The organism is Protofrankia symbiont of Coriaria ruscifolia (genome assembly GCF_900634745.1).
Lineage (GTDB): Bacteria > Actinomycetota > Actinomycetes > Frankiales > Frankiaceae > Protofrankia > Protofrankia californiensis.
Map to the genome: position 1 here is coordinate 38,786 of NZ_CAAAFR010000047.1, position 21,392 is coordinate 60,177.

Annotated in this window: 17 protein-coding genes and 1 pseudogene; 13 read left to right on the forward strand and 5 right to left on the reverse strand. The window is 67.4% G+C overall.

Annotated elements, in window-relative coordinates:
* The first annotated feature begins 282 nt into the window (after positions 1-282).
* From CV1CTNOD_RS07385 to CV1CTNOD_RS07405, 5 genes are all read left to right on the forward strand, one after another.
* Positions 283-1,542, forward strand: a complete 1,260-nt coding sequence (locus CV1CTNOD_RS07385) for a glutamate-5-semialdehyde dehydrogenase (protein ID WP_131785403.1) — start codon at positions 283-285, stop codon at positions 1,540-1,542.
* Between the two features lie 342 nt (positions 1,543-1,884).
* Entirely contained in the window at positions 1,885-2,403 is a 519-nt protein-coding gene (locus tag CV1CTNOD_RS07390) for a hypothetical protein (RefSeq protein WP_207386251.1), read from the forward strand.
* Positions 2,404-2,865: 462 nt separating this feature from the next.
* On the forward strand, positions 2,866-5,049 hold the full coding sequence (locus CV1CTNOD_RS07395) for a glycosyltransferase family 2 protein (RefSeq protein WP_242606448.1): 2,184 nt from the start codon (positions 2,866-2,868) through the stop codon (positions 5,047-5,049).
* Entirely contained in the window at positions 5,046-6,641 is a 1,596-nt protein-coding gene (locus CV1CTNOD_RS07400) for a galactose oxidase-like domain-containing protein (protein ID WP_242606449.1), read from the forward strand. The genes CV1CTNOD_RS07395 and CV1CTNOD_RS07400 overlap by 4 nt, the downstream gene beginning before the upstream one ends.
* Positions 6,642-6,755: 114 nt before the next feature.
* Positions 6,756-7,790: a glycoside hydrolase family 6 protein gene (locus CV1CTNOD_RS07405; RefSeq protein ID WP_242606450.1), complete on the forward strand. Its 1,035-nt coding sequence runs from the start codon at positions 6,756-6,758 to the stop codon at positions 7,788-7,790.
* Positions 7,791-7,873: 83 nt separating this feature from the next.
* On the opposite strand, the gene CV1CTNOD_RS07410 is transcribed toward CV1CTNOD_RS07405, so the two are convergent.
* A complete protein-coding gene (locus CV1CTNOD_RS07410; RefSeq protein WP_131785407.1) occupies positions 7,874-8,359 on the reverse strand; it encodes a VOC family protein in 486 nt (161 codons plus the stop codon).
* Positions 8,360-8,501: 142 nt separating this feature from the next.
* A complete protein-coding gene (locus tag CV1CTNOD_RS07415) occupies positions 8,502-9,356 on the reverse strand; it encodes a glucose-1-phosphate cytidylyltransferase (protein WP_131785408.1) in 855 nt (284 codons plus the stop codon).
* 449 nt (positions 9,357-9,805) lie between these two features.
* Between CV1CTNOD_RS07415 and CV1CTNOD_RS07420 the strand changes: the two genes are divergently transcribed.
* A complete protein-coding gene (locus CV1CTNOD_RS07420) occupies positions 9,806-10,939 on the forward strand; it encodes a glycoside hydrolase family 6 protein (RefSeq protein WP_242606453.1) in 1,134 nt (377 codons plus the stop codon).
* Positions 10,940-11,004: 65 nt separating this feature from the next.
* Entirely contained in the window at positions 11,005-11,700 is a 696-nt protein-coding gene (locus CV1CTNOD_RS07425) for an SCO family protein (RefSeq protein WP_242606451.1), read from the forward strand.
* Between the two features lie 69 nt (positions 11,701-11,769).
* On the opposite strand, the gene CV1CTNOD_RS27290 is transcribed toward CV1CTNOD_RS07425, so the two are convergent.
* The gene (locus tag CV1CTNOD_RS27290; protein WP_278043875.1) at positions 11,770-12,177 is read right to left on the reverse strand and encodes an NAD-binding protein; all 408 of its coding nucleotides are present in this window, start codon (positions 12,175-12,177) and stop codon (positions 11,770-11,772) included.
* Positions 12,166-12,627: pseudogene (locus tag CV1CTNOD_RS27295) on the reverse strand (NAD(P)-dependent oxidoreductase); the annotation flags it as partial. The gene CV1CTNOD_RS27290 and the pseudogene CV1CTNOD_RS27295, both read right to left, overlap by 12 nt.
* A 101-nt stretch (positions 12,628-12,728) precedes the next feature.
* Here CV1CTNOD_RS27295 and CV1CTNOD_RS25490 point away from each other — a divergent pair.
* The 6 genes from CV1CTNOD_RS25490 to CV1CTNOD_RS07455 all read left to right on the forward strand — a co-directional run bounded on the left by CV1CTNOD_RS25490 (position 12,729) and on the right by CV1CTNOD_RS07455 (position 19,919).
* Positions 12,729-12,878, forward strand: a complete 150-nt coding sequence (locus tag CV1CTNOD_RS25490; RefSeq protein WP_207386252.1) for a hypothetical protein — start codon at positions 12,729-12,731, stop codon at positions 12,876-12,878.
* A gap of 64 nt (positions 12,879-12,942) precedes the next feature.
* A complete protein-coding gene (locus CV1CTNOD_RS07435; RefSeq protein WP_131785411.1) occupies positions 12,943-13,821 on the forward strand; it encodes an AAA family ATPase in 879 nt (292 codons plus the stop codon).
* Positions 13,822-13,874: 53 nt separating this feature from the next.
* Entirely contained in the window at positions 13,875-15,311 is a 1,437-nt protein-coding gene (locus CV1CTNOD_RS07440; protein WP_131785412.1) for a vWA domain-containing protein, read from the forward strand.
* Between the two features lie 175 nt (positions 15,312-15,486).
* Positions 15,487-15,873: a HEPN domain-containing protein gene (locus tag CV1CTNOD_RS07445; RefSeq protein ID WP_242606454.1), complete on the forward strand. Its 387-nt coding sequence runs from the start codon at positions 15,487-15,489 to the stop codon at positions 15,871-15,873.
* Positions 15,870-18,593: a KGGVGR-motif variant AAA ATPase gene (locus tag CV1CTNOD_RS07450; protein ID WP_131785414.1), complete on the forward strand. Its 2,724-nt coding sequence runs from the start codon at positions 15,870-15,872 to the stop codon at positions 18,591-18,593. The genes CV1CTNOD_RS07445 and CV1CTNOD_RS07450 overlap by 4 nt, the downstream gene beginning before the upstream one ends.
* A 108-nt stretch (positions 18,594-18,701) precedes the next feature.
* A complete protein-coding gene (locus tag CV1CTNOD_RS07455; protein WP_242606455.1) occupies positions 18,702-19,919 on the forward strand; it encodes a DUF4349 domain-containing protein in 1,218 nt (405 codons plus the stop codon).
* Positions 19,920-20,067: 148 nt separating this feature from the next.
* Here the strand turns inward: CV1CTNOD_RS07455 and CV1CTNOD_RS07460 are convergent.
* On the reverse strand, positions 20,068-21,392 hold a 1,325-nt coding region (locus CV1CTNOD_RS07460; protein ID WP_242606452.1), incomplete at its 5' end, for a phosphoglucomutase, alpha-D-glucose phosphate-specific.

The window sequence follows — 21,392 nt, forward strand, 5'->3', positions numbered from 1 at the left end:
CCTGCACGGTAGGACGCGCCTCTGACGGTTCCGCACGCGGGTGCGGGTAGTGCGCGTGCCCGTCCCGAGCGGTCACCATAAAGACGATCATTATGAATCCCCTGACACGCCGGTAGCCTCGTAGTGCTCCGGGGTCCGGCGGCGCGGAAAGAATATGATCGCGGCGCCTTCGGCCCTCCGGTGCCCTGGAAACGTGGGCCGTCGGCGGCGCGGAAAACATTATCGCCCCGCCTCCGGCCTTCTAGGCGTGACGCGTTGGACGAGCGTCGGGAGGAACTGGTCATGAACAGCCTTGCGGAGGATGTCCGCGAGACCGCGGTCCGGGCGCGGGATGCCGCGGCCGTACTCGCCCCGTTGTCCCGCGCGGACAAGGACCGCGCTCTGCACGCGATGGCGGATGCGCTTCTCGCCGGTGCCGGGCCGATCCTGGCGGCCAACCGCGAGGACGTGGCCGCCGCTCGTGGCGCCGGCACCGGCGAGGCCATGATCGACCGGCTCACCCTTACTCCTGACCGCCTCACCGCGATCGCGGACGGTCTGCGCCAGGTCACGCTGCTCGACGATCCGGTCGGCACGGTGGTACGCGGTCAGGTGCTGCCCAACGGCATCGAACTGCGTCAGGTCCGGGTGCCTCTCGGCGTGGTCGGGATCATCTACGAGGCCCGTCCGAACGTGACGGTCGACGCGGCCGGCCTGTGCGTCAAAAGCGGCAACGCCGTGCTGCTGCGTGGTAGCGCCTCAGCCCTGCGTACCAACACGGCGCTGGTCGCGGCGTTGCGGGACGCTGTGGCGGGGGCGGGGCTGCCCGCCGACGCGGTCGCGCTCGTGCCCGGCGCCGACCACGAGTCCGTCAAGCAGCTCATGCGCCTGCGCGGCCTCGTCGACGTGCTGATCCCGCGTGGGGGTGCGGGGCTGATCCGGACCGTGGTGGAGGAGTCCACCGTGCCGGTGATCGAGACCGGGGTCGGTAACTGTCACGTCTATGTCGACGTCGACGCGGACCTCGACCAGGCACTGGCGATCGTCCTCAACGCGAAGACCCAGCGGGTGTCGGTGTGCAACGCGGCGGAGACGCTGCTGGTGCACGCGGGTGTCGCGGACGTCTTCCTGCCGCGGGTGCTCGCGGCGCTGCGCCAGGCGGGGGTGACGGTCCACGGTGACGACGTGGCCCGTTCCCACGACCCGTCGGCGCTGCCTGCAACGGAGGAGGACTGGGCCGCCGAGTACCTGTCGCTGGACATGGCGGTACGGGTGGTGGACTCCCTCGCCGACGCCGTCGCGCACATCCGCCGGTGGGGCAGCGGACACACGGAGGCGATCGTGACCCGTTCCCTGAGCGCGTCCCGCCGGTTCGTCGCGACCTGCGACAGTGCGGCAGTCATGGTCAACGCCTCGACCCGCTTCACTGACGGTGAACGGTTCGGGTTCGGTGCCGAGATCGGGATCTCCACCCAGAAGCTGCATGCCCGCGGGCCGATGGGCCTGACCGAGCTGACGTCCACCACCTGGGTGGGCGTCGGCGACGGTCACCTGGTGATCTAGGCACTGTATTCGTAGAGGCCAAAGGATTCCTGGAGACCAAAGGCAACGTGATCATTTTTTCGGGCCGCCGGTGGCCCGAGTCCCCGGGGCACTGAGCGGCTGACCGCACCTGCGGGACAGAGCACCTGATTGGCGACCTGGTGACGCCAGGGGACGCCTACGACCGAGCTGCGGCGCCAGGTACGCTTCTGACTCGGTAGGGGATAGCTCTAGACATTCCATTACTTGTCTTCTTGTCCAGGTCATGATCGGACAAGGAGTGGTCTGCCCGTTCGAGCGTTTCGGGGGCGTCGGGCGTCGGATTCCATGGTGGGGCTGTGCCAACGACGGGGGGGGAACGCCGTGTCGGATGGGGATGTGCCGACTGGTGTCGGGTCGCATACGGCAAACATGATCACTTTGGGATGCGGCGTGGCGGCGGTGGTCGCTGTGGCGGGGGTGTTCCTGCCGTGGGCGGGTGCGACCCTGTCCGACCGCGGCGCCGATCTGCTGCACCACAGCAGGACGGGGCTGGAGCTGTCCTGGCATGGCAAGGTGGTGCTCGGACTAGGCGTCCTCTGCGTTGTCGTCAGCGTGCTGCTGCGCGAGGTCCCGCGCGCTCGTCCGCTCGGGCTGGCGCTGCCCGTGGCCGGGGGCGCGATTGCCGCCCTCGCCGTCATTAAGATCAATGCTGGGGATGCGATAGCCGCCAGGTTCCTGCGGCTGCGGATCGGCACTTTCCAGACGGATCATCCCGTGGCCACCGCCGAGGTGGGTCTGGGCCTGTGGCTCAGCCTCACCGCCGGTGTCGTGCTGCTCCTCGGCGGGATCGCATGGCAGGCGGCCGGCCGTTCCGTGCAGGTATCCGGTGACATGGCCTGATGATGATCGGCTTCCAGGACGTCTGTTGCGTGTCGGTTTCGTGTGCCTGCCGCCCGGCATCCGGGGTCAGTGCCCCCCAGCCTCCCTAGCACTGCGGCGGCACGATGTCCTTGACGGATCGCAGATCGCAACCAGTACGGACTGATTCGGGTATGGCGTCGCCATCGCGTGGTCGACGCCGGGTGATCCGACCTGGATCCGGCGGATCGCCGACCGCGAACATGTCGACAACGGACAAGGTTTTGGCGCGTATCCCTGTCCCGGCGCGGGCCGGTTCACCGAACTGCATGCGACGCATGTCGTGGCGCTGACCACAGCCCGCCGGTGGCACGAGTCCTTGGAAGAGAATTGGCCTACGACTACACCTCCTTCTCGAAGCTCGCGGGTCCACTCACTCTTCCGCCTGCTGACGCAGAGTATCACGTTGCCTACCGTAAGGTGATGGTGGGTCGGGAGCTCTGGATGGTGCTGCCGCTCCTGATAGCTACTGTCGGGTTATCGTCGCTGTTTTTCGTCTGGCTGGTCCAACCGGATCACTTTCCCCAGAGCAGATACCTGCCAGCGCCGGTGCGCATCGGCAACGCGGTCATGTTCTGGATGATCGTCGTCTCCGAGGGCATCCGGTTACTCAATTCGATCACTCTTTGCTGGGCCGCCTACATCATGCGCAACCCGGTGCCGGTCAGGCCCCCGGCAGGTCTGCGGATCGCTTTCACGACCACCATCGTGCCGTCGAAGGAACCACTGGACGTCGTGCGCGACACCCTGATCGCGGCCCGGCAGATCCGTTACGGCACACCCATCGACATCTGGCTGCTCGACGAGGGGGACGACTCGACGGTCCGCCGGATGTGCGAGGACCTCGGGGTCAGCCATTTCACCCGCAAGGGGGTCGAGAGGTGGAACGAGCCCAAGGGGAGGTTCCGCGCCAAGACCAAACATGGCAATCACAACTCCTGGCTGGACGCCCATGGCGCCTCCTATGACATCGTACTGTCGGTCGATCCGGACCACATTCCGCTGCCGAACTTCGCGTCGCGCATGCTCGGCTACTTCCGCGACCCCCAGGTCGCCTTCGTCGTGGGGCCGCAGGTCTACGGGAACTTCCGCGGCTTTCTGACCCGGGGTGCGGAGGCCCAGAACTACATGTTCCACTCGGTCATCCAGCGGGCGGCCAACCGGTTCGGCTGCGGCATGTTCGTCGGTACGAACCATGCCTACCGCGTGTCGGCATGGCGGCAGATCGGCGGGTTCCAGGATTCGATCACCGAGGATCTGGCCACGTCCTTCGCCGTGCACGGGGCACGCCAGTCCGACTCCGGTCATCGCTGGAAGTCGGTGTACACCCCGGATGTGGTCGCGGTTGGCGAGGGGCCGGCCACCTGGACCGACTTCTTCAGCCAGCAGCTGCGATGGGCTCGTGGTTCCAACGAGGTTCTGATCACCGAGTCGGTACGCCGGCTGCGGAAGCTGCCGTGGGGGCAGCGCCTGCACTACGCCACCCTGATGCTGCATTATCCGACTGTCGCCCTCACCTGGCTGATGGGAATGCTGCTCACCTTCAGCTACATGGCGTTGGGGTCGACCGGGGTGACCGTGCATATATCATCCTGGCTGGCTCTCTACATCGACGTGGCCGTGGCCAGACTCCTGCTCTACATCTGGTTGCGGCGGTTCAACATCAGCCCGCATGAGGAGAAGGGCAGCGCCGGAATCTCCGGAATCTTCGTCTCCATGCTGTGCACACCGTTCTACTCGACTGCTTTCGTCGGCGCGCTGCTCCGGCGTCCGCTCGGGTTCGTGGTCACCCCCAAGGGCCAGAGCGCAAGTCCCGACCGGCTCCTGACCTTTCGCAAACACATCTTCTGGGCGGCGATTTCCACAGCCTCCATCGCCGCCGCGGCGGTCTTCGGTCACGTGTATCCGGCGAACACGGTCTGGGCGGCGTTATCGCTGCTCATCTGCCTCACCCCTATTGTCATGTGGTCGGTCTCCACGATTGCCGCCTGGCTTCGCTCCGCGGGAGTGCACGGCCTGCTGCCGATGGTGGTGTCCGAGCAGCCGGGAATACCGCAACAAACAGCGGCACCCGAACAACAAGCAGCGATGCCCGACGTGGCGGCAGCCGAAGTGGCGGTACCCGCCGCAGCGGCGGTCGCCGCCACAACCACGGCGTCATCGTCGGCCACGGTGCCCTGGGGGGAGGTCGAGGAGATCACCAGGGTGCTTGCGCGGCCGGCTGTGCTCGCGGCGTCCGCACCCGGCGGATACCGCGAGGAGGTCACCCAGACAACGGTCGTGCCGGCGCTGTCGTCGTCCGCACCCGGCGGATACCGCGAGGAGGCCACCCAGACGATCATTCTGCCGGCTGGGCTGTCCTCGCTCAGCCCAGGGAGTTACGTTGAGGAGACCACGCAGAAGCTGGTCCGGCCCGCGCCCGTGTCCACACCGGGCAAGCCGGGCTGGCGTACCCAGAACAGCTCCGCGCAGGTGGGCCGGTCCGCAGCCGCGGCCGGGCAGCCGGCACCGGGAGGTCCTGCCCGTGAGGGCCCGGCGTCCGGGGCCTATGTGGAGGATGTCACCCTGAAACTCACACCGCGCCGGCGCCGCGTCTCCGGCGATGGGCTGCTCGAGGAACTGGCATGACGGCCTCCACGCAGGTCAGCCGGGTTCGCCGGCGGCGGATGATCCAGCTCGGCGTACTCCTTCTTCTGATCATTGCAGGAAATGGTCCGTTCGCCGCCTCGTGGGCCACCGCGCAGTATGCCGAATGGCAGTCCCACCAGCCGGACTACATGCGCGGACATGGGCGCTGGGACATCGTCGCCGACAGCGGCACCCGGTCCATTCACGCGGCCATGCTGCGTACCGGCAAGGTCCTGCTCATGGCCGGCTCCGGCAACGACCAGGGCAATTTCGACGCGCAGAAGTTCACGACCGTGCTGTGGGATCCGATCGCGAACACCTTTGCCGACGTCTACACGCCGTGGGACGTCTTCTGCGCGGGGCACGCCTTCCTCCCGAACGGCAACCTGTTGATCGCCGGGGGTACCAAGAAGTACGAGCTGCTGGCGCAGGACTCGCCCGACGGCAAGAAGCACGAGTATCAGGGTCTGAAGGACTCCTACATCTTCAACCCGGGCACCGAGCGGTATGAGAAGACCGGCGAGCTGAACCACGCGCGCTGGTATCCGACACTGGTGACTCTCGCCGACGGCACGGTGGTGTCGGTCTCCGGTCTCGACGAGAACGGTGACATCGACCAGGGCAACACCGAGCTGTTCAGCGCGGCCACCAGGATGTGGAAGGACCATCCCGATCTCAAAAAGGTCTTTCCCACCTATCCGTCCCTGCTGCTTGCCGCCGACGGCCGGTTGTTCTTTTCCGGTGCCAACGCCGGTTACGGTCCGGCGGACGTCTCCGAGCGCCAGCCCGGTCTGTGGAACCTGGCGGACAACTCCTTCCAGCTGGTCGACGGGCTGCCCGAACCAGAGATCAACGAGACGGCCGGGACGATCATGCTTGCTCCGGCGCAGGACCAGAAGGTGATGTTCATCGCCGGTGGCGGCGTCGGCGACACCCAGGACGCAAGCGCCCGTACCGCCATCGTCGACCTGGCCTCGCCCGATCCCACCTACGTCAGCGGCCCGAACCTGACGAAGGCCAAGCGGTATCCCGGAGCCGTCGTCCTGCCCGACGACACGGTGCTGGTCTCCGGCGGTTCCACCGCCTACCGGGCCAAGGACTCCCTGACCGCCGAGATCTACCACCCGGACACCAACAGCTTCACCCCGGCGGCCGACCCGCACGTCGGCCGTGACTACCACTCCGAGTACCTGCTGCTCCCGGACGGGCGCGTGGCGGTCTTCGGCTCCAACCCGTTGAGCGACGAGAACGTCTTCGAAACCCGTGTCGAGGTGTACTCCCCGCCCTACCTCTACAAGGGCGAGCGTCCGAAGATCTCCTTGGTGCCGACCGAGATCACCCGGGGCTCGACCATCACCGTGGCGTCGTCACAGCCGGCGGCCAAGGTGCGCCTGATCCGGCCGGGTGCCTACACCCATGTCACCGATACCGAGCAACGCTCCGTGGCGTTACCCATCGTCCAACAGACAGCCGGCAGCATCACACTGGACGTCCCGGAGAATTCCAACCTGCTTCCGCCAGACTGGTACATGCTTTTCGTGACCAATGACGAGGGTGTTCCCTCCGTTGCCACCTGGGTTCATGTTGGATGAGGAGGGGCTGTATTGATCTCCAGGTCGGTCCGGCATGTCACGGGGGAACGGGGTCCGGGCACTGACCGGCCGCGGCGTGGCACTTGGGTCAGGGCTACCGCGGTCGCGGGCGCCATGTCGGTCCTTGCCGCCTGCGGTGGCGGGGGCGCGGCGAACCCCCCGGCGGTCAGGACCGCCGGGCTGACCACACCGCTGAATGCGGTCGGCGCGCAGTGTCCCGCCGGGGACCCCGCCGGTCGCGGCGCGGTGGCAGGGCCGGGTCCGCACGGCCCGGCGCCCCGGGTGCCGTTTCTCATCGACTCGAACAGCCAGCCGGCCCAGGCGGCGCGCCAGGACCCGGCCACCGGGACGGCCGCCGCGGCGGTTGCCGCCAGGCCGCTGGCCTACCCGGTCGGGGACTGGCTGGGGGAGAACGTCCAGGCCGAGGTGGCGGCGCGCACGGCTGCGGCGGACCGGACCGGCGCCACCGCCGTCTTCATGGTCTATGCGATCCCGCACCGTGACGTCGGCGCGGGCTTCTCCGCCGGTGGAGAAGCCGACGCGGCCTCCTACCGGGCCTTCACCAGGAAGGTCGCGGCGGCCATCGGCGCCCGCAACGCCGTCGTCATCCTGGAACCGGACTCGTTGGCACAGCTGGACAGTCTGACGCCCGCTGAGCAGGAGGAGCGTTACCAGCTGCTCAACGACGCCGTCGACGTCTACGGCGGACTAGCCGGCACCAGCGTGTACCTCGACGGTGCCAACTGCGGCTGGACAGCGGCACCGGTTATCGCCGACCGCCTGAACCGGGCCGGCGTGCAGCGGACCCGCGGGTTTGCCGTCAACGTGTCGAACTATTACCACACCCAGGACGAGGTGGCCCGCGCCGACGTGATCTCGGCACTGACCGGCGGCACCCACTTCGTGGTCGACACCTCACGCAACGGGCGTGGCCCGGCAGGCGGCACCCTGAAGGACTCCTGGTGCAACCCGCCGGCACGGGGGCTGGGAACCGCACCGACGACCGAAACCGGTAACCCGCGTGCGGACGCCTTTCTCTGGATCAAGGTGCCGGGGGCCAGCGACGGAGAGTGCGGACGGAAGAACCCCCCGGCCGGTACCTGGTGGCCGGCCCAGGCCGATGAGCTCGTCCGCAACGCCACACCCTGAGCGAACACCGAGCGAACACCGCTCTCCGAGCGAACCCAGACCCTGGGCGGGGCTGAGCAGGGCCGGCCGGGGGATGCCGCCGGTCAGCCCTGGCCGTTGGTCGTGCCGCCGACGGCCTGGGCCGCGCGGCGGGAGATCTCCTCGGGCGGGACGTCCTCGACGTGTGTCGACACGCTCCAGTGGTGCCCGAACGGGTCTTCGAACTGGCCGGAACGGTCACCGTAGAACTGGGTCTCGACCGGCCGCAGCCCTTTCGCGCCGGCTTTGACCGCACGGTCGTAGGTCGCGTCCACATCCTCCACGTACACGCTGATGGTGACCGGTGTCCCGCCCACCGACTTCGGCCCCATGGCGGCCATCTCCGGGTACTCGTCCGACAACATGATCAGTGAATCGCCGATCGCGAGCTCGGCATGCCCGATCTTGCCGCCCGGAGCGCCCATCCGCATCCGTTCGGTCGCGCCGAAGACCTGCGTGTAGAAATCGATGGCGGCTGCGGCGCCGTCAACACACAGATATGGGCTGATCGTGGGGTACCCGGCGGGTATCGGCTCGACTGACGTGGTCATCGTGTGTTCCCCTCGTTCGTGCGGTGGCCGCCGGGTTGTCTTGTCGGTGGTCATGGCGCTGCTTTCAGGCCACGTTGTCGTCGGTACCCCGTCCGGGCCGACAATCACAGCCACCGTCACAGCCACCATGGCGTCCACGCAATCATCGCGGCGCCCGTGACTGGGAGGGGACCAGCTCGTCGTGGACCGGGTGTTCCCAGATCGCCCACGGTCGCACGCCCGAACACCACAGTTCGTCCAGGATGAGCCGGTCCTTGGCGGTGTCCATGGCCCGCCAGAACCCGCTGTACCGGAAGCCGCCGAGCCGATCGGCCTGCGCCAGCCGGCCGAACGGAGCGTCCACCAGGTCCTCGCCAGGACCGATCACGTCGAACACGGCTGGTCGCAGGACGAAGAATCCCGCGTTCACCCAGACGTCCTGCATCGCCAGGGGAGCGATTGATCTGATCATGGACGAATCGGAGCTGAAACCGACGGCATGCAGGGTCGCCGGCGGCCGTACCGCGAGCAGGGTGGCGACGGCCCCGCTCCGGTCGGCTTCCTCGATCATCTCGGGTAGCGGGACGTCGGACAGTCCGTCCGCGTAGTTGGCCAGGAACAGCTCCTCGGAGCCGACCAGGTCGCGTACGGCGCGCAGGCGCTGCCCCACCGGCGCGGTGAGGCCGCTGTCCACGACCGTGACCGACCAGCCGGCGGCCTCGCCGTCGAGCAGCCGGTGGCAGGGCACGCCCGGCAGTGCCGTGGGTTCGTCGACGCGCACCGTAGACAGTTCCGAGACCCAGTCGCGCACGAACTCCCCGCGAAAGCCGACACAAAGGATGAAATCGGTGTGACCGTGTGTCGCGTACCATTTCATGAGATGCCAGAGAATCGGCTTGTCGCCGACCAGGTGCATTGGTTTCGGCGCGTCCGTCGTCCGCTTCGGCGTGAATACCTGGATCGTGCTTCCGTCCAGGAGGCGCTCCCCTCGGCCGCCGCAGAACAGAACAACCTTCATGCTGACTCTCCCCGCTCGCGCGGGCGGCAGGCGGGCCTCCCCAGGCATACGCCCCCGCCGGTCGAATTTTGCTGTCCACCATGCCGGACTATTCACAACGAAAAAACAACATCAATTGTTTTTTGATGGTTAAAAGTTACCGCAAGAAGTCGTTGTTGTCATCTTATCGACATACTCTTGTCGCAAGACATGTTAGGGTCGCCACCCTGGTCGATTCCGTGCTGCCGGTGCAGCCACTGCTAAACTGCCCGCACGGACAGGGGGCGCAGCAAGGAAACGCCGCATTGAACCGCCCGTTCGGAGGTCGTGTGTCGACAGGCGCGCACGGAAGGTCCACGCACAGGGCCGCCCGCCATGCGCATCGTCCGAAATCCGGCCGTCCTCGATGGATGTGGGCGGTGCCGGCCCTCGTCGTCGCTGTATTCGTGGGTTTCGGTTGTGTGCGCGTGATGTTTCCTTCGCTCTCCCCATCCTCGGTGGACGTGCTGATCCCGCGTCCGGCCGCTACGGCTATGATGGCGGCCGGACGACCGACGAGTGTTGCCGCGGTTTTCGGCTCGTTCGCCCCGGCACCGGTGGGAACAGTCACTGCGCCGGCCGCGAGGCCCACGCATCCCTCCGGGCGCACCGGGGTCATCGTCACGCCGTCGCCATCACCACTGCCGGTCCCGCCGGCACCACCGGCGCCAGCCGGCGGCAACCCGTTCACGGGGGCCGCGCTTTACGTCGACCCCAACAGTGACGCCATGGCCGCGGTCGCCCGGCTGCGTGGCAGCGCTCCCGCGAACGCTGCCACGTTGAACAGGATCGCGAACACCTCGCACGCGGACTGGTTCGGTGGTGACACCGCGAATCCGGGTGCCGTTCAGGCCAGGGTTGCCGGCCGTGTCAGTGAAATCCGGGCCGCCGGTGCGCTACCGGTATTGGTCGCCTACGCGGTCCCCAACCGCGACTGCGGCGGTTATTCCGGAGGCGGGGCCGGTGACGCGGACGCCTACCGGGCGTGGATCGCCGCTTTTGCCGCCGGTATCGGTCGAGGCCCGGCCGTGGTCATCCTCGAGCCCGACGCGATCTCCCAGACCGACTGCCTGTCCACGGCCGACCGCCAGACCCGGTACTCGTTGCTGGGGAACGCGGTGGACGTGCTTGCCCGCACCGGCGCGACCGTCTATCTCGACGCCGGGAACGCTACCTGGCGCAGCGCCGCCGAGACCGCCACCAGGCTGCGTGCCGCGGGTGTCGACCGGGCCCGCGGCTTCGCCCTGAACGTCTCGAACTTCGACGAGACCGCGGACGAGCGCGGCTACGGCGCCGCGGTCGCCGCGGCGCTGGGCGGGACCAGCCATTTCGTCATCGACACCAGCCGCAACGGACTCGGCCCCGTGTCCGGCAACATCTGGTGCAACCCACCGGGCCGGGCGCTGGGCGTCCACCCGACCGACAACACAGGTGATCCGCTTGTCGACGCGTACCTGTGGATCAAGGTTCCCGGGGAATCGGACGGAACGTGCAACGGTGGGCCTGCCGCTGGCAAGTGGTGGCTCGACTACGCACTGGGCCTGGCCGGTCGCGCCACCGGCTGACCGGTATCCCCGCGTGACCGGCATCCCCGCGGTGGGTCCGTTGCCGGCGAGTGCATTGTTGACGGGTGAGCTTCCGCCGATCCGGACTCGGGATGCGACGGCACCGGTCGCTGGTCGTCGTGCTCCTCGCCGGCATCCTACTCGCCGTGCCGGTTGCCGGCTGCGGTTCACCGGAGACGACCGGCCACCGGGCCGGCGGCGGGCCGGTGCATCTGGACGATCTCCAGGGTGCCGCGGGTGTGCGTGGGGTGGCGTTACAGAACCCGCTGGGCAAACCGGACATCCGGCTGACCGGCACGGACGGACGTTCCTACGATTTTCGGGCGGCCACCGCCGGCCGGCTCACCCTGTTGTTCTTCGGTTACACCCACTGCCCGGACATCTGCCCGACCACCATGGCGGACATCGCCGCCGCGCTGGGCGTGTTGCCGGCTGCTGACCGTGCCAAGGTGTCCGTGGTGTTCGTCACATCCGATCCACAGCGGGACACCGCAGCGGTCCTGGGCGCCTGGCTGGCCCAATTCGACCCGTCCTTCATCGGACTGACCGGCTCGTTCGAGCTGATCGCCGGTTACGCCGACCAGCTCGGTGTCACCCTCGAGCGGCCGCGGCAGCAGCCCGACGGGTCGGTGACCGTCTCGCACGGCACGCAGGTGACGGCCTTCAGCCCGGACGGGATAGCCCATGTCGTGTATCTCGCTGGCACCAAGGTCGTCGACTACGCCCACGACATTCCGCTGCTGATCGCCGGCCGTACCTGACGTTCCCGACAGCCCCGACGTTCTTTTGACGGCCCCGATGTTCCTGATGACCCTTGTGCGTGGCGTCGGTCAGGTCGCGGTGTAGTAGGCGGCGAGGCTGGAGAAGTCGTCCTCACCGTGCCCCGCGTCGGATGCCTCCGCGGCGAGAGCCAGCGTGATCGTGGCCATCGGCAGCGGTCGGCGTGCCGATCCGGTGGCGATCCGCAGATCCTTGATCAGACCGTCGAGGGTGAACGCGGCGGGCTGGAAGTCGTTGTCCGCGAGCATCGCCTGCTTGTAGCCCAGGATGAACCCCAGCGCGCCGCCGGAGAGCTCGCGGCGCAGCAGGTCACGGTCGACGCCCAGGTCCGATCCGAGTCGCAACGCCTCGCCCAGCGCTGCGGTGGTGAGCGCCAGCCCCAGGTTCACGACCGTCTTCAACGACGTGGCGGCACCGATGCCGCCGACGTGCCGCGTGGTGCCGAACAGGGACAGCAGTCCTTCGGCGGCGGCCGCGTCCTGTTCGTTTGCGCCGACCAGGACGCGCAGTGTGCCTGCCCGCGCTGGTCCGATCGTTCCGACCACAGGTGCTTCCACGTAGCGCAGCCCCGCCCTGGCGGCCACCTGTCCGAGCTCTCGTCCGGTCGCCGGCGCGATCGACGTCGCGTTGATCACTATGGTGTGCGCGGGCGCACCGGCGATCACCTCGTCGAGCACCTGGCGGGCGGAGTCGTCGTCGAAGAGCATCAGCACAATCGCGTCGGCGTCGGCCACCGCATCCCGCACGGACGCCGCCTCGCGCGCGCCCGCGGCCACCAGCTCCCCGGCCCGGCCCGGTGTCCGGTTCCAGACCGTCAGCCGGTGGCCTCCGTTGCTGATATGGCGGGCCATCTCCCGTCCCATCCGTCCCATTCCGAGAAAAGCGACGTTCATGGCTTTGCCTCCCCGTGTACGTACTGCCCCGTCGGCCCGGAGGTAGCGCGATGATGTTTCTTTCGCGCTGCCGGAGACCCAGGTCCCCGGGTCATTGGAGGGCCGAAGGCGGCGCGATGATGTTTCTTTCGCGCCCGGATCTGGAAGCCGAGCCGGGAGGACCGGGAGGCCCCCGTTACCAGATCACCGGTTTTGCCGGCTTCCGGGCACCCTCCGCTCATGAGAGTGTGGACCCGAACGTGTACTGCGGTAAGCAGGAGCCGTGAGGTCGCGCCGGGCAGCCCATCGCTGGCACTATGGATGGGGGCTTGAATCACACAAGAGGTGTATATGCCGCTACAGGAGCACGCCTTTACCGATGTGGCGGACGTCCACGACCGGCTGCGGGCGGCCGGTTACCTGCCTGACCACGCCATAGCGACGACGGTTTTCCTCGCGGACCGGCTTCGTAAGCCGTTGCTGGTCGAAGGACCGGCCGGCGTGGGCAAGACCGAGCTCGCCAAGGCCCTCGCGTCCGCGACCGACGCCGAACTGATCCGTCTGCAGTGCTACGAGGGGCTGGACGAGGCCCGGGCGCTCTATGAATGGAACTACAAAAAGCAGCTTCTTCGCATCCAGGCCGGTCGCAGCGACGAGGCATGGGACGAAACACACGATGACATCTTCAGCGAAGAGTTCCTGTTGTCCCGGCCGTTGCTGACCGCGATCCGGCGGGCCGACCCGACCGTGCTGCTGATCGACGAGACCGACAAGGCCGACGTCGAGGTCGAGGGCCTCCTGTTGGAGGTGCTCTCCGACTTCCAGGTGACCATCCCCGAACTGGGCACGATCGTGGCCCGCCGGCGTCCGTTCGTGGTGCTGACCAGCAACGCGACTCGGGAGCTGTCCGAGGCGCTCAAGCGCCGCTGCCTGTACCTGCACCTGGGCTATCCGTCCCCGGTGCGGGAGAAGGAGATCGTCCTCGCCTGTGTTCCGGAGCTGCCCGAGCAGCTCGCCGAGGCGATCATCGGCACCATCCGGGCCCTGCGCGCGATGGAGCTGAAAAAGGTCCCGTCGATCGCGGAGACGATCGACTGGGCGCAGACCGTCCTGGCGCTGGGAATCGACACCTTCGACGAGGAGGCGGTGTCGTCCACCCTGGGGGTCGTTCTCAAGCACGCGAGTGATCAGGCGCGGGCGATCGGCCAGCTCAAGCTCGGCTCGAATTGACATGACATGACATGACGTGGCATTGCGTGACGTGACCCGATGGGATGCCCGGGATGAGTCTGCTGGACCGTACGGTCGTGTTCACCACCGCGCTGCGACAGGCAGGGGTACCGGTGAGCAGCGCCGAGACCGTGGACGCCGTCCGCGCGCTCGGGGCGGTCGGGCTGCTCGATCGCGACGCGCTACGCGCCGGGTTCGCGGCGACGATGTGCAAGCGCCCGACCTACCGGGCGATCTTCGACACACTGTTCGATCTCTACTTCCCGTCGTGGATCGGTGACGGGTTGTCCGTCGACGGTTTCCCCATCACCGAGGACGACGTGTCGGGGACGCCGGAGGACTCGCGCAGTCCGGGCAATGCCGCTGATGGCGAGCACGATCTTGAACTGTTGCGCCAGGTTCTGCGCAGGCAGCTGTTGGATGTCCTGCTCCGCGGGGACGATGAGGAGCTGCGTCGCCTCGCCCGCGATGCCGTGACCGGATTCGGGTCGTCGCCGGCTGCTCCCGGCAAGCTTTCCTGGTTTGCCTACCGGGTCCTGCGGGCGCTGTCACCGGACACCCTTGTCGCCAATCTGCTGAGCGCGATGCTCGGGGAGCAGGAAACCGGCGGCCTTGCCGAGCGGGTAGCCCGGCAGACGATCGCGGAACGGATCCGTTCCTTCGAGGAGATGGTCGCCACCGAGGTACGCCGCAGGCTCGCCGAGGAACGCGGAGTCGACGCAGTCGCGAAGACCGCGGTCAAGCCCCTGGTCGACCAGGTCGACTTTCTTCGCGCGTCCCAGCGGGATCTGGTCGAGATGCGCCGCCGGGTCCACCCGCTTGCCCGCAGGCTCGCGACCAGGCTGACCGCGCGTCGTCGTCTCGGGCGGTCGGGTCGGCTGGACTTCCGCCGGACGGTGCGCTCCTCGCTGGCTACCGGTGGTGTGCCGCTGGAAACCCACCACCGGCCGCACAAGCCGCACAAACCCGAGCTCGTCGTCCTGTGCGACGTCTCCGGATCGGTGGCGTCGTTCGCGCACTTCACACTGTTGCTGACGCATGCGCTACGGGAGCAGTTCTCCCGGGTCCGGGCGTTCGCGTTCATCGACACCACCGACGAGATCACCCGCTTCCTGCGAGGGTCCGACCTCGGCGACATGATGGCGCGTATCGCGGCCGGGGCGGATCTGGTGTGGTTCGACGGGCACAGCGACTACGGCCATGCCTTCGACGTGTTCGCGGACAGGTATCCGGATGCGGTCGGCCCGAAGACCTCCCTGCTCGTGCTCGGAGATGCCCGCAACAACTATCGTGCGACCGCCGCGCCGGTGTTCGGGAAGCTGTGCGCGCAGGCCCGGCACACCTACTGGCTGAACCCCGAACCGCGTACCTACTGGGGTTCGGGCGACTCGGCCACCCACGCCTACGCCGACCTGGTCGACGAGATGGTCGAATGCCGCAACGTCGAGCAGCTCCAGGCATTCATCGAACGCATCCTGCCCTCCGGCTAGATTCCGCGGGGTCCCCGAGCGCGCGAAAAAGAATCATGGTCACGCGCTCCCGGCCGACCAGGGTTCGGGCCAGTCAAGGTGACGGAGGGTTCCATCATGATGCCGTCCGTCACCGAAGTGTACGATGATGGCCTGTTGTGCCCGCTCCCTGATCCTTGGAGCCGCTGTGTCCGTGATGACGCCGCTGGAATGGCAGTCGGTCGCATCCGAACGCAGCCGCGATGCGGAGGTTCTCCATCAGGCGGAGCGGTCACTGGCCGCGGCCTACATGGCCTGGTACACCGTTGAGTGCCTTGCAAAAGCGCTCATCGCCGCCCGGGGTGGTACACCTCCGACCGGCAGCGGTGCGGGTCATGACCTGGCCCTGTTGTTGGATCTCGCTGGATTTCGCCGTTCCGACTTCAGCGTCGACATCCGCACACACTACGAACAGCGCACCGTGGGTATGAGATACGAGTATGAAGGGACGGAGCATCATCGCGAGCAGTTCCGGGCAGCGGTCGATCTGGCTGGACGATTGACTACGCGGCTACGAAGAGTGTCAGCGAGGAGAGACCGGTGACCGGCTCCGTCGTCGGACCTCGAACAAACGACCAGGAGGTTCCGGTGCTCACCGAGTCGGACCTGCGGCACCGGTTGACCGAGGCGTTGGATCGCGCCGGCATCGGATCCGCTGATGTCCGGATCAGGGCTGATCCTTTTGGGGGATGGAGAGTGCTGGTCGTAAGCCAGGAGCTCGCTGGGCTTTCCGATGCCGAGCGGCGGAGGATCGTCCCTGCCGGTATCGACGAGCACATCGCTCTGGCAGTCTTCAGGACACCCGAAGAAGGTGTGGATGAGGTGCTTGTTCTTGATCAGAACATGGACGTCGTTCCACTGTGGCCGGAGTCACTTGCGCGTGGGGCTGTCGGGGAAAGAGTAGAAGTACGCTTCCCCGCTGATGTCGAGGCGAGTCTCGACCCGCCTGTCGTCGTGACCTTCTATTCCCTCCGCGGTGGAGTTGGAAGATCTACCGCATTGGCCTATGCCGCTCGGATTCTCGCGCGTGAACACCGGGTGCTGTGCGTCGACATGGATCTCGAAGCACCCGGTCTGGCCGCACTCTTCGGCGTCGAGGAGGCGCTGACCGACGGGCAGGGGGTCGTCCCCCTCCTCGTAAATATCGATCTCGGTGCGGAGCCGGATATCACCGAGCATCTGGTCCGGGTCGACCGGGACGCAGAGCTCTACCTGCTGCCAGCCGGCCTGCCGACCCCGAACTACGCCCGCCAGCTCGCCCAGATAGATCCGGCCGCATACTACCGGGAAGACTTCAATCCGCTACGCGCTCTGATGTCCAGGATTCGATCCCTGCGCCTTTCTTTCGACGTCATACTACTCGATGCGCGTACGGGCATAAGCCCGCTGTCCGCGCCGCTCCTCTTCGACCTGGCAGATCTTGCCGTTGTCGCTTTTTTCCCGCACCCGCAGTCGTTCCGGGGAACTCGCGCACTTGTCCGTGCGCTGTTGCACGCAAGTACGGAGAGAAGTGCCGGGGGAAGCCATCTGACCCCGGCCCCCTCGTTTCTCGTCTCACCTGTTCCATCAGGTGACCAAGAATCGATCGAACGCTATGAGGAGCGCGCGCTCGAACAGATCAACTCGTGGGTGGACGGCTCTGTTCTCCCGACCGGAGCGAGCGCCTTCGACGATGCGAAGATAGCGGATATAACCAACTTCATCGTATACAATGAGGCTGTGGCGACCAGCGATTCGGTCGTTGAATCAGCGGATCTTTCCCGACCCTACGAGCCTCTTGCCGAGTGGATTTCCGGATATCTCCCCAGTAATGTATCCCCGTTGCCGGACGTCTTTTTCAGTGGTCGTTCCAGCGGTCGGGACACTGTTTCCATCGCGTTTTCAGAGCCGAAATCGGAGAAAGAGCTGGCGCTGGACGAACTCTCCTTCTCGACGGTAGTCGCCGAGCAGGAGGACGACGAGGAACTGAGGATCTTCTTTCTCCGGACCAGCGCCACCGGCCGGGCGTTGTCCCCCGATATTCCCCTCGTCATCGGACGCAAGGGGACCGGGAAGACGATGATTTTTCGAAAACTGTCCGCCCCGGACACATCCAATGTCACCGTGGTCGCACCCAGTGGTCTGGGTGCCGCCTGGCTCCCCGGCGTCGACGAGTTCGCCCTCCTCGACTCCGTCCGGGCCGAACTCGGCCTTGAGTGGCGGGCGGTCTGGCAGGCACTGACCGCCCTTGCCGTCGCGAAGGCGACGCCGGATGTCCAGCCCCCTGCCTGGGCGCCGACACTCGGTCTTCTGCGGCCCGGTTCGCCGCAGACCGGCTCGTCTCTTGTCGAGGATCTACGCGCTCTGCTTGCCGCGCCTGATGTCGGACCGCGGAGCTGGGAATGGATCCGGGCGCTGGACGAGGCGGCGCGACCGGGAACACTGCTGCTGTTCGATGGGCTGGATTCGGGCTTCGGGGGTACACCGGCGGCGCTGTTCCGGCGTGCCGAGGCCATAACCGGCCTTCTCGAACTCGTCAACACTCGCGGTGACGGCCTGGTAAACCTCCGGTACAAGATCCTGCTCCGTGAGGATCTGTACCGGGCTGTCAACATTCCGAACAAGAGTCACTTCTTCGGCCGCGAGGTCCGGCTGTCCTGGGCGGATCCGACTGAATATCTCAAGGTCGGGGTCAAACGAGCCGTACGGGCACCGGCATTCCGCCTGTTGCTGGACGCAACGGTGACCAATGATCATCTTCCGTTGCTGGACGTCGCTGTCGAGGTGTGGTCCGAAGATCTGACCCGGACGGCATGGCGGCTGCTCGCCGGTGAACGGGTAGCCGGTAGCAAGACCGCATTCACCTGGAACTGGGTGTGGAAGCGTCTCGCGGACGCCAACGACGATCATTCCCCACGTGCCCTGCTGCAGCTCCTGGGACTGGCCAGGGACCGCGAGCGGACACTGAACATCCAGACCGGCCACTCGCGGAGCGTCATACGGCCGAAAGCGATGATTGATTCGCTTGGCGACGTCAGCGAGCAGGCTCTCATATCCCTTCAGGAGGAGTTTCCCGAACTGAAATCGCTGCTGGACGAACTCCGTTCGCTTCCGTTGACCCCGTTCGCAGCCTCCGACATCCGGGCTCCTGAGGACATTCGTCGGCTCGCCCAGGAGGTCGGGTTGCTCGGGGTCAGCATGGGGACACCCGAGCAGCCCGAACGGTTCCGGGTTCCCGAGCTCTACCGGCTGGCTCTGAACATGGGGCGCAAGGGGCAACGCTGACCGCGTCCGCGTATCCGGTCATGATCGGGAAATTAGGGTGAACCGAAGCGCCTGACGGGGCGTCCAACCTTCCGAGAGCTGACAGCTGACGGAAGGGTGGCCACCGTGATGGTCAGAACAGGTTCGGACGTCCAGGATCCCGGCACCGTCCCGCCGCTGGCGCCGCCACCAGCGCTGGCGGCAGCGGCGGCGGAGTCGGCACCGACACCGGCGCCCGGCACGGGTCGGCGCGGCGGTGACGTGGCTGCGGGAGCGGTGGGAGCCGTCTCCGCACGCACCACGTCCAGGCGGCGCGTGATCGGTGTGGCGATCGTTGTCGGGATCGTGGCCGTTGTCGGTGGCATAGCCGCACTCGGCAGTGCGTTGGAGACGGCCGAGCCGTCGTCGAGCATTACCCTCCCGGCCGCCGGTGCGCCGCAACCGGAGACAGGGTCATCCGGGGTGGGCAGTGACGGGCAGCGTCCGGCCGACTTACGGGCGGTTGCGCCAGCGGCGCCGGCGGTACCGGTGGCCCCGCTGTCCGGCGATGAATCCGGATCCGGACCCGGATCTGCGCAGACAGGGAAGGCGGTCGACCCGGCCCGGCCGGCCGGAGCCGAACCGCGGATCGTGCGCACCGGCTCGATGTCTCTGGAGGTGCGGCCTGGAGGCGTCGACGCGGCGGTCGCCGCCGTCTCGACGGCGGCGAAGGGACTGGGCGGCTATCTTGCCTCGCTGGACAGCAGCGGTACCCCGTCCACCTCCGACGATGACGACCAGCACGCGAACGTCACCCTGCGGGTGCCGACCGGATCGTTCGACGAACTGCGCGGCCAGGTGGGGAGGATCGGCGAAGTTCGTGCCTCGACCGTCTCCTCACAGGATGTGACCGGCGTATATGTGGACCTGCAGTCCCGGCTGAAGGCGCTGGGCAGTTCGCGCGACACCTACGTGGCCCTGCTGGGCAAGGCCGGATCGATCGGGGAGATCCTCGCCGTACAGCAGCAGATCGACAACGTGCAGGTGCAGATCGAACAGCTCGAAGGGCGGCGTCAGGTGCTGGCCGACTCCAGCGACCTGGCGACCCTCACGGTGCGGATCAGCGAGCAGGGGACGTCCGCGACCAGGCCGGATCCTGACGGCGACGACGATGGTCTTGCCGGGGCACTGCGGCTTTCCTGGGATCGTTTCACCGGTGGCGTGGCCGTAATCGTCGGGCTGGTCGGGCCGGCTGTCCTGATCCTGCTGCTGGCCGGGGCCGGTTTCGGGGGCTACCGTATCCTCCGGCGGGTACGCCACCGCCGCCGCACCCGGGCGCACGCCGTACCGGCCGCACCGACGTCGTAGAGCTCGGCGGCATCCTCCACCCGCCCCTGCCCTGACCGGCGGCTCCCGTAGCGCTCGGCGACCCCCCTTGCCCGACCCGGTCGTGGACGCCTGGAAAGACGCCTGAGTAAAAAGACGCCTGAGAAAGAGGAGGGGGGACGACGGACCTTCAGCGTCGCAGCGCGGCGTCCACGACCGACTGGGCCTCGGCAAGGACCGCTTCGAGATGCTCAGGTCCGCGGAAGCTCTCCGCGTAGATCTTGTAGACGTCCTCGGTGCCGGACGGGCGGGCGGCGAACCAGGCGTTCTCGGTGACGACCTTCACCCCGCCGATCGCCGCCCCGTTGCCCGGGGCGTGGGACAGCGCGGCGCTCACCGGTTCGCCGGCAATCGTGCCGGCGCCGAGGTCCGCTGGGGTGAGCGACTTCAGGATCTCCTTCTGGGCGGGGGAGGCCGCCGCATCGACCCTGCGGTAGACAGGCGAGCCGAACCGGCCGGTCAGCTCCTCATACAGCCGTCCCGGATCCCGCCCGGTGACGGCGGTCATCTCCGCGGCGAGCAGGCAGGGGATCAGGCCGTCCTTGTCGGTGGTCCAGACCCGGCCGTCGCGGCGCAGGAACGACGCCCCGGCGCTTTCCTCGCCGCCGAAACCGAGGGAGCCGTCGATCAGCCCGTCCACGAACCACTTGAAGCCGACCGGAACCTCGACGAGGGTGCGTCCGAGCCCGGCCGCGACCCGGTCGATCATGCTGGAGCTGACCAGGGTCTTTCCGATCGCGGCCGCACCGGGCCAGTCGACGCGGTGCGCGAACAGGTAGGCGATGGACGCGGACAGGTAGTGGTTCGGGTTGAGCAGGCCGGCTGCGGGGGTCACGATGCCGTGCCGGTCGGCGTCGGCGTCGTTGGCCAGCGCCACGTCGAAGGAGTCCTTCAGCCGGAGCAGCGAAGCCATTGCGTGCGGCGACGAGGGATCCATCCGGATCTTGCCGTCCCAGTCGACGGTCATGAAACCGAACCGTGGGTCGACCGTGGCGTTGACCACGGTCAGGTCGAGTTTGTACCGCTCGGCAATGGCCTGCCAGTAGACCAGGCTCGCCCCGCCCAGGGGGTCGACGCCGATCCGGACCCCCGCGCCGCGGATGGCGTCGAGATCGACCACGGACGGCAGGTCGTCGACGTAGGCCGACACGTAGTCGTGCACGGTCGCCGCGGCCCGGGCCCGCTCGAGGGAAACCCGTTGGACGCCGCGCAACCCATCGGTGAGCAGGGCGTTCGCACGGTCCTGGATCCAGGAGGTGATGTTCGTGTCGGCCGGCCCGCCGTTCGGCGGGTTGTACTTGAACCCCCCGTCCGCCGGGGGGTTGTGCGACGGCGTGACGACGATCCCGTCCGCGATCCCGCCGCGCTGCCCGGCGATGGACCCGGCCGTGCGGCTTGCATCGTGGCTGGCGCCACGGCCGGCATCGTGGCTGGCGCCACGGCCGGCATCGTGGC